General features: G+C 70.0%; 10 protein-coding genes. 1 reads left to right on the top strand and 9 read right to left on the bottom strand.

The genetic code is table 11. The features are described from left to right. Nucleotide 1: 1 nt before the first annotated feature. The 8 genes from BHS09_RS05325 to BHS09_RS05290 form a co-directional block, all read right to left on the bottom strand. Nucleotides 2-487 carry a ferritin-like domain-containing protein gene (locus BHS09_RS05325; protein WP_140787837.1) on the bottom strand — a complete coding sequence of 162 codons (486 nt, stop codon included), beginning with the start codon at nt 485-487 and terminating at the stop codon, nt 2-4. A gap of 121 nt (nt 488-608) precedes the next feature. Further along, a complete protein-coding gene (locus tag BHS09_RS05320) occupies nt 609-920 on the bottom strand; it encodes a PQ-loop repeat-containing protein (protein ID WP_140787835.1) in 312 nt (103 codons plus the stop codon). Between the two features lie 81 nt (nt 921-1001). Further along, nucleotides 1002-1412, bottom strand: coding sequence for a hypothetical protein (locus BHS09_RS05315; protein ID WP_140787833.1), 411 nt, complete (start codon nt 1410-1412; stop codon nt 1002-1004). Between the two features lie 76 nt (nt 1413-1488). Next, nucleotides 1489-5226 carry an FG-GAP-like repeat-containing protein gene (locus tag BHS09_RS05310; protein WP_140797356.1) on the bottom strand — a complete coding sequence of 1246 codons (3738 nt, stop codon included), beginning with the start codon at nt 5224-5226 and terminating at the stop codon, nt 1489-1491. Between the two features lie 32 nt (nt 5227-5258). Then, nucleotides 5259-6788 carry a hypothetical protein gene (locus BHS09_RS05305; RefSeq protein ID WP_140797355.1) on the bottom strand — a complete coding sequence of 510 codons (1530 nt, stop codon included), beginning with the start codon at nt 6786-6788 and terminating at the stop codon, nt 5259-5261. Nucleotides 6789-6802: 14 nt separating this feature from the next. Further along, nucleotides 6803-8221: a DUF1501 domain-containing protein gene (locus BHS09_RS05300; RefSeq protein WP_140787827.1), complete on the bottom strand. Its 1419-nt coding sequence runs from the start codon at nt 8219-8221 to the stop codon at nt 6803-6805. 17 nt (nt 8222-8238) lie between these two features. Continuing rightward, a complete protein-coding gene (locus BHS09_RS05295; protein WP_140787825.1) occupies nt 8239-8898 on the bottom strand; it encodes a hypothetical protein in 660 nt (219 codons plus the stop codon). Then, nucleotides 8898-10922, bottom strand: coding sequence for a DUF1585 domain-containing protein (locus BHS09_RS05290; protein WP_140797354.1), 2025 nt, complete (start codon nt 10920-10922; stop codon nt 8898-8900). The genes BHS09_RS05295 and BHS09_RS05290 overlap by 1 nt, the downstream gene beginning before the upstream one ends. A 172-nt stretch (nt 10923-11094) precedes the next feature. Here BHS09_RS05290 and BHS09_RS05285 point away from each other — a divergent pair, with 172 nt between their 5' ends. After that, complete coding sequence (locus BHS09_RS05285; protein ID WP_140797353.1) at nt 11095-11658, top strand: DUF420 domain-containing protein; 564 nt, start codon at nt 11095-11097, stop codon at nt 11656-11658. 70 nt (nt 11659-11728) lie between these two features. On the opposite strand, the gene BHS09_RS05280 is transcribed toward BHS09_RS05285, so the two are convergent. After that, nucleotides 11729-12328: a biliverdin-producing heme oxygenase gene (locus BHS09_RS05280; protein ID WP_140797352.1), complete on the bottom strand. Its 600-nt coding sequence runs from the start codon at nt 12326-12328 to the stop codon at nt 11729-11731. Nucleotides 12329-12400 lie beyond the last annotated feature (72 nt).

The following is a 12400-nucleotide window of genomic DNA, read 5'->3' as shown; positions in this document are numbered from 1 at the left end:
CTCAGGCGGGGGCTTCGGAGCCTTCCTCGGAGGTAGCGCGTGCCCGCTCCCAGGGACGCGTCCGGACGGCTTCGCGAATCCACATCACGTGGCGCCGCTCGTCCTCCCGGTGCTTTTCGATCAGCGCCCGGACCTCGGGGCGCCAGTCGAAGCGCAGGGCGACGTCGTAGGCGCGGTTGGAGAACTCCTCGTTGCCTAGCATGGCCACCAGCGCGGCCTCGGTGCCCATCATGCTGGACATCGCCGTCAGGCCCACCATCGCCGTTCCCTTGAGGTCCAGGCGCAGCTCCAGCGGCGTCCCCCCCGCCTCGTGGATGAGGGCGTTCAAGTCCTGTACGTGCCGGACGTGGTCGATTCGGAATCCATTGAGCCGCTCGCGGACCAACGGTTCCGGAATCCGGGCCAGGGCCGCGTCGTAGGCGCCCACGGCATCCGCGTCGAGCTGGGCCAGGCTGCGCAGCCGGGCCACTTCCGATTTGTCGGCCATGTCGAACTCCTGCGCTAAGGGGCTCTGGCAATGTGAGAAGGCTGTTCCCGCAAACCAACCCACCTCCTGGACGCGCTGACTGCCCGCCCCTGGGGCAGGCGGACAGCCAGGTCCCAGGTCCTCAGGCGTGCACGGCGTCAGAGGGCGCGCGGTGCTGGGTGGCGTGCTTCCTTCGCGCGGCCCGGCGGTGCTTGAGGACAATCACGGCCCCCAGCACCGCGCTCAACAGCATCAGCGCGTTCGTCACCACGAAGACCCAGTTGCCGACCTTCCAACTGTAGAGCGTGAACCCCACGGAGGCCGTCATCTGCCCCACGAAGAGCCACTTGGACACACCCTCGCTCGAGCCTGACCTCCACTGCTTGTGCACCTGGACAGCAATGGTCAACAGCAGGACGAATGAACTGAACCAACCCAGGGCTTCGGCCCCCATGCACCCTCCTGGCCACAGACGATGTGCATGCGCCCCGCCGTGCGCAGCACGCCCGTCACCCCACCGGACCGCCCACCGTGCTCAGCCCGTCCGCGCCGCCGCCTCGCGGTGTTGCGCAATCCACGCCCGCGCCTCCTCGACCGAGTCCACGTAGGCCGTGTCGAGCCGCGTCCCGCCGCTCAGCATGGCGCCCACCATGAGGCTCTTGGTGGTGGCCTTCTGCTCCATCGCCGCGCCGATGTAGACGACGCCCAGGAACCAGCCCGCCTTCGCGTGGTCCACCAGGTAGCGGCGTGACTCCGGACTGAGGTGCGAGTCGGTGATGTCCGCGGCCAGGTAGAAGCGCTGCGCGTCCGCCATCTCCCGGTACACGCCACACGACCAGACCGACGTCTCCAGGGTGATGGCGCCCCGGAAGCGCGCCCAGAGGATGTCCGGCGCCTCGAACCACGCTTGCTGCTCGCCGTGACGCCACTCCCGGTTCAGGCTCATGGGCCTCCCACGCTGAGACAGGCGCCAGGATAGCCCCGGCCCCAGCGTGGACCCAACAGCCTCCCGGTGCGTACCGTCAGAAGCCGAGCGGCAACACGAAGGCCGTGCCGTTCTGCGTTCCCGTCCGGTAGCTGCGCGGCGCACCGATGACGAGCATGGGCGGCGAGCTGCCACTGCCCGGCATCATCGACATCGCCTGCCCCAGCGCCGAGCGCTCCGAGCCATCTCCCACCACCATGAGGAACGGTGAAAGCGCGCCCTGCTGGCCAACCCCGCCAGCATAGAGAAACACCGCGCCACCGCCGTCGGACGCCTCGGAGGCGCCCGGCGCGCTCACCAGCAGGTCGGGGATGTTGTCGCCCGTGAGGTCCGTGCCGCCCACCAGCCGCGAGCCGAAGTTCACCGCGCGGTGGCGGTGGACCAGGACAACGGGGTTGAGTCCGTCGCCCAGCGCGCCCACCACCAGCGGCGAGCCCGCGGACTGGAGCGCCTGCATCTTGTTCACCAGCACCGTCTTGTCGAAGAGCAGCACCACCGGCTGCGTCACGCCGTTGAAGGGCACGCTGGTGGCGCTGATGGCCACGAAGTCGCGCGTGTCGCCCAGGAACCGGCCCGCTCGCGTCATGCTCAGGCCCAGGCCCATGTTGGTGAGCTGCACCTCGCTGTCACCGGCGATGCGCCACACGGTGGCCGTCCTGCGCCCGCCGCAGCGCGTGCCGCCCGCGTCGAAGCCCAGCAGGATGGCCACGCCTGACCGCGCCCCTTCCGCGTAGCGCCAGGCCAGCTCGTCACAGCCGTCGCCGTTGAGGTCTCCCAGCGACGTCGGCGCGGACGTTTGAATGTCCATGGACGGCATCGTGTAGACGGACTCACACACCATGCTCAGCTTCGCCAGCGACGCGTCCTCGGGCGCGCGGCCCAGGAACACCTCCATGCCGTCGTTGCGCAGCAGGCCCACGTCCCCACGGCCATCGCCGTTCAAATCGAACCCGCCCACCACGCCGCGCCCGATACCGGTGCGCCGGCAGAGGGCCTCCGGCTCCAACGTGCAGTCCGCGATGACGTTCGTCGCGAACAGCCGGTATGCCGGCTTGAAGCTCCCATCCGCCTGCCCCAGCGAGACCAGCGCGCCGCCCACCGACTGGGTGCCACTGGTGACACACGCGGCGGGCACCGACGTGTACGTGTTGTTGAGCTCGTTGTTCGAGGCCGTGGTGCCCGTGCCCGGCACGTAGAAGTTGGACGCGCCCACCACCAGGTCGGGACGCCCGTCGCCGTTGAAGTCGGAGAAGGCCACGTCCACGCCCACGTTGCGGCCCGCCTGGTGCGGCGAGGGCAGGCCCTCCTCCACCACGGTGGCCTGCGTGGGCGCCGTCACGTCGTGCACGTAGGCACGGCCAATGGCCAGGGCGTTGCCGTCATTGCTGGTGCCAGGGCCGGACCAGCCCGGCGCTCCCGTGAGCACCAGCGGACGGCCCTGCGGGCCTTGAGCAATCGCCACCGCCTCACCGAAGCGCTCCACGCTCGGCTTCGCCGGCACCCGGACGCTGGTGCGCGTCCACTCCGTCACCGACGCGCCCTGTCGGTGGTACAGCTCCACGCTGCCGGTGAAGGCCCCCTGCTCCGACGAGGACCGGCCCGCGAAGGCCACCAGCGACGGGTTCGCCGCGGGGCCCCAGGTCGCCAGGCCCGAGCCCAGCGTGTCCGACACCGCCGTCCCGTTGATGACCGTCAGCGGCCGGTTGAGGACGCTGCCCTGCGTGAGCGTGGACAGGGGATAGACAAGAATCTTGCCGCTCCAGCGCAGCGTGCCGGTCCCCACGCCCGAAGGCGCGGATGAATAGGGCGCGCCCAGGAGGAGCTCCAGGCCCGGCTCGCCATCGACGTCCATCACCGCCCAGCTCCGACCCGCGTTGATGCCGCTGGCCTCGCCGTAGATGCGGGCGAAGGCCGCCTCGCGCGCCACCTGGGGCGGCCGGTTGGCGGGCTCGCCCGTGGCGGAGTAGCCCGTCAAATCGAACAGCAGCGCACCGCCCGAATCACTGCCGGACTGCAGTCCTCCGCTCGAGCGCAGGTCCGGCGAGTCCGCCCGGTCCGCCACCGCCAGCAGCAGCGGCGGCCGCGTGCCCTCGGCGGGGATGACGCCCAGCCGCCACGTGCCCTCGTTGCTGTCCGCCGTGTTGGCCGGCAGCACGTACACGTCCGGCGAGGCCCGGAAGCGCGCGCCTTCCGCGCGTGCCAGGAAGACGGAGATGGCCATCTGCGCGCCCGACACCGCTCCGGACGCGTTGTACCGGGACACCCGGCTCAGCGCCGCCAGGTCCACCAGGCCGTCCCCGTTGAGGTCGCCCGTCACCAGCGCGCGGCCCAGCTCGGTGTTGCTGCGCGACACCAGGGCGCCGTCCTGCGTCAAATCCCAGCCGCCCAGCCGCACCGTCGGCAGGTCCGGCACCGGCGAGCTCCGCGTCGACGCGTAGATGTCCACCGTGCCGCGGTTGCGGATGGCGTTGGTGGGGGCCAGGTCGCCCAGCGGTGAGCCCACCACCACGTCCAGGTCGCCGTCGCCCTCGAAGTCCGCGATGGCCATGCCCGAGCCGAACGCCGCGTTGCGGAGCAGGCCGGTGAGCTGCTGACGCAGCGGCGCCGGCGCCCCACTTCGGAAGGTGTAGAGGTACACCGCGCCGGCGTTGGTGACGGCCACGTCCGCGCCCGGCGAGGACACCAGCAGCTCCGCGCGCCCGTCCCCATCCAGGTCGCCCGCGGCCAGCGCGTCACCGAACTGCGCCGTCTCCGTGGTGCCGGTGAGCACCCACGTGGGCTCCGCCGGCAGGCCGCCGCTGCCGCCCTTGAAGATGAACACGGCGCCGCCTGAAGGCTGGTCCAGGTCGCTCTCGCGCTGCCCCACCGCCAGGTCCAGGTGGCCGTCACCGTCGAAGTCCGCCGTCACCAGGGTGGCCACGTCGGACAGACGGCCGTGCGGCAGTCCCGGCCGCGTCAGCTCGTCCAGCACGCGCACCGACACCCGCGCCGTGTCCCCGGTGAAGGGGTCCGCCGCGTTGAGCACCGCCACGCCGGTGGCACCGGGCTCGACGTTCAGCCGGCCGCCCGCCAGCGTCCCGGGGCCGGACTCCTTCGTCCAGTTCACCCGGTCACTGCCACCGCGCGTGGCCAGCGGCACGGACGAACCCGAGGGCACCGCGAGGAAGGCCGGCGCTCCGGTCAGCCGGGCATTGGTGCGGACCTCGTACTGGAGCACCGCCTCGTCCCCCGACTGGGTGTCGCGCACGGTGATGACGTCCAGGCCCTCACGCGTGCCGGCCGTGTAGAGGCCTCCAGGTGACAGCGTGGCGCCGGAGCCGTCGGCCGACAGCAGGTACATGGCCGAGCCCAGCACGCCGTCCGTCGCCACCTGGAAGGAGGTGCCCGGCCTCAGCTCCGCGCGGACAGGCGCGACGTTGAACGTCGCCGCCACGTTGACCTGCGTGGTGGCACTCACGCCCGGACAGCGCGCGTCCTCCACCACCAGCGTGTCCGTGCCCGGCGTGCGCCCCGCCAGGAAGCGGCTGCCCACCAGCGCACCCGAGGAGCCTCCCGGCTCCAGCAGGTAGGTGTAATGGCCGCTGCCACCGGTGGCCACCAGGGCCACGGGGCTCGACACACGCACGCGCGCGGGCTGCGCGGTGAGCGTCAGCGCGGCCAGCCCCGTGCACTGGTCCGTCTGGTGAGGCTGCGCCACGCGCGCGGGCGCGGGCTCATCCGAGCAGGCCGCGGCGAGGAGCGCGAGGAGGGGGGCCGCGCGGGTCAGTCGGGTCATGTCAGGTACCTCGGGGGAGACTGCGCGTTGCTTCAGGGCCTGGCGCCAGAGGAGGCCCAGCGCTGGATGCGGGAGATGAGCTCGGGGTCCATGGGACCGTCGGCGGGCATCCGCTGGTCTCTCACGGCGGCGGTGATGATGGGCGCGTTGGCCCGCCACAGCTCATAGCTGTCGAGCGAGCGCGCCGCGCTGGCGTTGTTGTGGCAGTTGCGGCACCGCGCCTCGTGGATGGGGCGGATGTCCTTGTCCCAGCTCAGCGGACCCGACGCCAGGGGCGCGTAGTCGAACGGCACCGAGCGCTGCGCCTCCGAACCATCCGAGTAGCGCGCCACCACCGACAGGACGTAGCGGCCGGCCTCCAGCGACGCGAAGGAGTAGGCGCGGTGCGTCCCGTCGGCCTCCAGGCCGCCCAGGCTGTAGTCCGGCCCCTCCGTGGGAATCTCCGAGTTGCCCAGCTTGTAGACGACGCGCTCGGGCGCTCCGCCCGGCGGCATCACCGCGCGCACCACCAGGCCGTCGTTCACCAACTGCATGCCCTGGTAGAGCCCCCGGAGGCGCGGCACCAGCACGTGGCTCAGCGCGGCGGACACCCCGCCCTGCTGCACCCACACACTGCCGCTTTCATCCGCGGCGAGGAAATGGAAGTCCCCGGCGCCGACGTCCGTGGCCGCGCGCCAGACGTTCGCGTCCGCGTCGTACTGGAGCAACGAGCCGCCCGTCTTCGCCCACAGGAAGCGGCCCGAGGCGATCAGCTTCTGCGGCTGCTGCGGCAGCTCCACGCGGCGCCAGCCGTCCCTGCCCCGGCGCAGCAGGGCCTGGTTGGTGAGCGCCCACAGCTCACCAGAGGTGCCCACCGCGGGCCCGATTCCGGCCAGCGCTTGCAGCGACTCGCCTTCGGCCAGGGGCGCGCTCGTGGTGTGCACCCGGTAGTGGGTGGTGCGGAGGGCCACCGCGACGCTCAGCCCGCCGTCGTGCAGGAACCACACGCCGGGCAGGTTCTCCGGTGAGGGCGCCGCCGCCAGCGAGGTGATGGCCTTCACCGACGCGCCGTCCACCTTCAGCTCCGCCAGCGTGCCTTCCTGCAGGCGGAACAGGCCGCGCGTGTGCGCCAGCCACACCGCGCCGTCCGCGGACTGCGCGGTGGCGATGACGCCCTGCCCCAGCGCGTCCCGCCAGGGCGGCGCGATGAGCCACCCCGACTCCGCCATGAAGAGCCCGTTCTGCGTCTCCACCAGGGCGCTGTGAGGCCCCAGCCGGAAGACGCCGAGGATGCCGCCCGCCGCCACCTCATTGTCCGGGTGCGGCTCCAGCGCCCCGTACGTGCCGTCCAGCCGCAGCCGGACGAGCTCGCGCGAGGCGGTGGCGAAGACACCCCCGCCCGCCTGGTCCGCGAAGGCTGAGACGGGTGCCAGGGCGGTGATGGCCGGGACCTGGACCGGCTGGAAGGGCGCCGGCTCGGGCTTGTCGAGCGGAAGCGAACGGTCCTCCCCGCATGCCCCCAGGACCACGAGCGAGAGCAGCGAGAGGACGGCGGAGGCGGAAGCCCTCGGATGGATGCGCATTCGAAATGGACGGCTCAGGCGAGAATGGGACGCAGCGGTTCGACGCGGGTGATGCTGTAGTCCAGCCCCGCGGACGCCAGCACCGTGGCGATGACGTGCTCGGGGAGGATGTTCTCGCCGTTCGGGTCCGACGCGCCGTTGCGCAGGTCGAAGGTGCCCGGCGCCATGCCAATGTCACCGCTGCGGCCGAACACGAAGTTGTGCTTGATGCCGGCCCCCATCAGCAGCGCGGAGTTGCTCAGGTGGTGGTCACGTCCACCGGAGCTGTTGATGAGTGGCGTTCGGGAGAACTCGGAGAACACCATGATGGTGGTGTGGTCCATGAACTTGCCACCCGCGGGATGGTCGCTGTCACGCAGGTCCTGTACCAACATGGCCAGGGCGTCGAAGCCGCGCCGCTGATTGTTGGCCTGCGTGAGCTGGCTGCCAAAGTGGGTGTCCAGGCCGCCCGTGAGGTTGATGGTGACGCACTGGGCGATGCCCTTCTTCAGCGCGGTCGCCACCGTGGCGGCGCGGCCGCGCTCGCCATTCACGTCGTTGATGTTGTTCAACTGGTAGCGCCCGCGGATGGCCGCCATCTCCGGGCCGTGCGGCAGATTGGCCGCGGCGAGGAAATCGAACGACTTGTCCAGTCCCTGGGACTGGATGAGCCGCATCTGCTCCTGGCTGTTCGAATAGGTGGTGCCCAACCCACGCGCGCCATAGGCCGCCTGCTCGCAGTTGACGGGCTGGCCGCGGAAGTCGAGCAACTGCTTCTCGATTTCGCTGTCCAGCATGTCCGTGCTGCCCTTCAGCGTCAGGATCAGGTCGTCCCGGCGGCTGACGCGCAGCGCGTTGGCATAGCCGCCGTACCGGTCGTTGTACGACTCCACGTTGTAGGAAATGGAGGCAATGGGCACGCGCGGCTTCATCTGCCCCACGATTTCAGTCGCCGTGGAGGAGCCACGCGCCGCGCTGCCGATGGGCATCTTCCCGGTGAGGAAGTAGCGGTAGCCCACCTCGTGGCCCAGCGTGTTCATGTTGATGCCGCGCACCACGGTCATCAAGTCGTAGTGCTTGGCCAGTTCGGTGCCCACCGCGGGCCCGAAGTCGATGTTCGACCGGCCCACGCCCGGAAGCTCGGCGGGGATGAGCGGCCGGGACTCGAAGCGGGAGTCGTTTATCTGGTCGTAGCCCGGGAGGATTTTCGTCTCCGAGGCACGGTCCGCGGTGAACTCGGTCGGGTCCCGCGGGTCGAAGGCCAGCAGCTGGTCCCATCCACCGTTGAAGTAGACGAACACGAAGCAGCGGTCCGCCGGCGCCACCTCCGCCGCCTGGGCGAAGGCGCGGAAGGGCAGCCCACCCAGCAGGGTGGACCCCATGAAGCCAGCAGTGGCCTTGAGGAAGGTGCGGCGCCCGTGAGCGCAATTCTCGTCGTGGCGGTTCTTCTTCATCGCGGTCACTCCGAGCGTCAGTAGGTGATGAAGCGCGGGTCCGTCAGCATGGCGATACACACCACGGCCAACGTCTCATGGCGCTTGGAAGAGGCGAGGGTTTGCACCCGGGTCGCGGCCTGGGTGAAGAAGGACGTCCACTTCGTGAGCTCTTCGCCCGACAGCGGCGCGCCCCAGAAGCGGGTGGACATATAGACGAGCTGCGCGCGCACCTCCGCGTCCGTCAGCTTCGTCAGGTCATCCCACTTCTCCGGCAGCAGCCGGCCCATGGTGCGGGCCGACGCGTCCGTCATGCGCATCTCCGCGGACGCCTGGCTGATGCACACCTTGCGCGCGCCGTCCTCCAGGAACTTGGCGAACACCAGGTTGGGCTCGGTGTTCTCGCTCACCACCAGGGCGTAGTCCGCGCGCCCCATGGACGTGGCGCGCGAGTCCAGCTCGCTCCAGCGCTGCCCCACCGCCCCGACGATGGCGGCGTCCAACTGGGCCACGGTGAGCCGGCGCGGGGCGCGGCCCACGCTGCCGCCCTGGGCCTCGGGGTCCGGCAGGGGCGTGAAGTCCCCGGGCTGATGCGGGTTGGGGATGGGCTCGATGATGCCGTCCGCGGGCTGCGTGTCATCCTTCGTGCAACCGGTGGCCAGCGCGAGCAGCGCGGCGGTCAAGACGAAGCGGCGCATCAGTCAATCCTCCGGTAGGCGTCGGACGTCACCACTCGCTCGATGAGCGCCTTGAGGCGGTGGCCGTTGCGCGCGAAGTCCTGCGCGAAGGGCACCAGGTACATGCGCTGCTCCTCCGCCGTCATCGGGCGGCCGAGGAACTCGGTCCAGATGCGCCGCACCGTGCAGCGCTCCAGGTCACCCGACTGGAGCATCTTCTGCACCAGCAGCGCGGGACCGGCCTCGATGTTCTGCTCCTCGTCCGCCGTGCGGTACAGGTACGTCTTGAGCATGCCCAGGCTGCTGGCGCCGTCACCGTCGTAGGCCTGCATGATGTACTGGCTGCACTCGCCGCCGCAGTTGGTGTCCCCGTTGAGGGCGCAGTCGCGGCACTTCGGGTCGTAGCGAGGGAACTGGTCGGGCGCGAGGAACTGCGCGGAGCGCTCCGCGTAACGGCCCCAGTGCGCGCCGGTGGGCTCGATGGTGGCGTGGCAGTAGTTGCAGCCGCAGCGCACCGCCAGGTTGTTCTCGCGGTTGCACGCGTCCTCCGGCGCGGGCGACGAAGCCCCCGGCGGCGGCGCGAACGTCTTGCAGAGGAAGGCTTCGTAGAAGTGGTTCACCCGCGCGCGGTGCGTGGGGAAGCGGTAGAGGTAGGACGGCGTAGTGAGCACGCCCGCGTGCCCCTCGTCACGCGTGTACTCCGCCCACGCCTCCGTGTCGTTGTAAGGCACCGCCGGCACGGCGCCCTGCGCGGCGGGCGTCGTCACGTTGAAGACGCCCACGCCCTGCTGGTTGCGGAAGTACTCGGACAGGGTGCCGTTCATGAACGAGCGGCGCGTGGTGAGGATGTTGAAGTAGGGCTCGTCGCGCTGCACCACCGACTCGGCGATGCGCAGCGGCTCGTCGTTGAAGGCGGCCACGCGCAGGCTGTGCACGTCCCGGATGTCCTGCGCGGTGATGGCGGGCGTCTCGCAGCGGCGCATGCCCACGCCGCAGCCGCAGCTGCGGTCGGTGGAGAAGCGGGACGTCTCACAGGACGCCATGTTCCAGGGGTTGTGGGTCCGCTCCTGCGCGTCGATGGCGCACACCTTGACGCTCTCCGGCGTCTTGTCAGTGGCCCAGTAGGGCGCGGCCTTGTTCACGAAGCCCTCGCGCAGGACGCAGCCGCGCTGAACCCCGTAGTTGCCCTTGAGTCCGCTGCGCAGCTCCAGGTCCAGCGTGCAGCGCCTCAGCTCGGTGAGCGCCGGCTTGGAGTCCGGGTTCGGGTGCTTGAACGCCTTGATCTTGGCGCCATCCATCTCCTTCACCGTCAGCGCCCGGGTCGTGGCCTTCTCCGGGTCTGGCTCGCAGATGAAGGCCCCCGCGCTGCTGCCCGAGCCGCGCTGATCGCAGAAGAAGAGGTACTCGTGCTTCGGGTGGCTGGTGCTCAGCAGGTCCGAGCACTTCGCCGTGCCATCCGGCGTGGTCGGCGCGAGCGGCGTACACGCGTAGTAGTTCGTGTCGTAGTCGTAGCTGACGGCCAGCGGCACGCCTTCGTCGTCGTGGCACTTCGTCCGGGGACGCTCGGTGAGCGGCGCCGCGTGCGCGTCCGGCTGCTCCGCCGTGAGGCACTGGTCCTGCGCGATGTCTGAGTTACACGTCGCGCTATTCGCGCCGCGCAGCGTCGCGGCGGGATTGCCCGCCACGCCATAAGCGGCGGTGATGCCGTTACCCGTCACCCGCGAGTTCTGGTTGTTGTTGAGACTTCCGGAGAGGTTCGAGCGCAGCAACGAGCGGTGGTAGTTGCGGATGCGCGCGTTGAACTCGTCCTTCGTCATCATCGCGCGGATGTCTTCCACGTCGATGGAGCCCTTGGCCTGGGCGGCCTGGTACTCCTCGTAGGTGGGAGGACGGCCGAGCAGGTCCAGCGACAGCTGCCGGAGATGCCGTTCCAGGGGCACCTTCGCGACAACTGGTGAACAGACAGCCTCCTCTTGAGCGGAGGCTGGCTGGGCCAGCAGCAAGGCGGCACCAGCCAAGCAGGCAAGGTAGCGCACACGGAGCACGGGGGACCTCCGGAAGGGGGGGTCGGGGGGGGACCACTCTCAGTATGCAGGAATTACCGTTTCAAGTTCCAGTAATGCCTAATGAAACTTTCCATCCCACGTGGATTCCCTAATAGTGTCAACCAGTTAGCAGGGGTTGCAACGAAGCCCGCCGCGCGAGAAATAGGGCCCCATGTCGAACGCCGCCCCTGCCGCGCTGCAGCCCCGGGTGAGTGACCGGGCCTTCTTCATCTTCACCGCCGTGGTGTCCGCGCTGGCGTTGGCGTTCATCGGGTGGATTCTGCTGGTGCGCGGCGGCGGCCCGGTGGACGGGGTGAACCTGCGCTTCCTCCCGGCAGTGAACGCGGGCCTCAACGCCACGGCCGCGGCGCTGCTCATCGGCGGGTGGGTGGCGATCAAACGGGGCGCGCGGCAGGCCCACCAGTATCTGATGGTGTCGGCCTTCACCGCGTCCGCGCTCTTCCTGGTCTGCTACCTGTCCTACCACTTCGTGCATGGCGACACGCGTTATGTGGGGGACTGGCGCGGGCTGTACCTGTGCATCCTGGCCAGCCACGTGCTGCTGTCCATGCCCGTGGTGCCCATGGCGCTGGTGGCCTTCTACTTCACGTGGCGCAAGGACTTCGTGCGACACCGCAAGGTGACGCGGTGGCTGGCGCCCATCTGGGTCTACGTGTCGGTGACGGGCGTCGTCGTGTACTTCATGCTGCGTGGCAGCGCGCCCGCCGTCCTGTGACGCGCTGAATCAGGGCGTCGACGAAGCAGTCAGGTGGAGGGGCTCCCGAGCGCACCGCCCCAGGTCGATGTCAGGCGGAGACGGAGGCAGGTGCCTGTCCCTGTCGCAGCCAGTCAGCGAAGGCGTCGAAGGTGTCCTGCGCGCCTGTCACCACGCGGGCATCGAAGGTGTCTTCCGTCGCGGCGGCGGAGGCCTGGTTGACGGCGTCACCGAAGGCACGCCACCGGGGCCCGACCTCATCTCCGTACGCGCGGAAGAAGGAGAAGTCGCCCAGAGGCACGCCGTCGAAGTGGCGGCGCAGGTGCCGGAGGATGAGCTGGCCGCCCAGCGTGGAGCCTTCCAGCACGTAGAGGCAGCCCAGGGCCTCGGGCCCCCCCGCCAGCGAGGGCAACCCCGCGCAGTGTGGCAACTGTTCGAGCGAGGCGTCGTCGTGGCCAAGCGCGCGAAGGTCCTCCTTCAGGAGAGGAACCTTCCAACGCGCGTGAACGGACAGGCCAGGAACCGCTTCAAGGCCCAGCCCGGCGAGCCGGCTCTCCAGCGGAACGTAGAAGCCGTGAAGCGCTTCCAGGTGACGTCGGTACGCCGTGGGCGTCAGGTCCGCATCCATCAATCGCACCTGGGCCTCGGTGCGCTCGTGGTGCGGGCGCGTCTCACTCTTCAGTCGCTGCATCAAGGACAAGGTGCTTGCACGATGCCGCTGTCACTGCCCGGTGGGAATTGGGAACTGTGGCCAAGTGTCCAC

Origin of the sequence: Myxococcus xanthus (genome assembly GCF_006402735.1) — a bacterium.
Taxonomy (GTDB): Bacteria; Myxococcota; Myxococcia; order Myxococcales; family Myxococcaceae; genus Myxococcus; species Myxococcus xanthus_A.
This window is presented reverse-complemented; position numbering and strand designations above follow the sequence as displayed.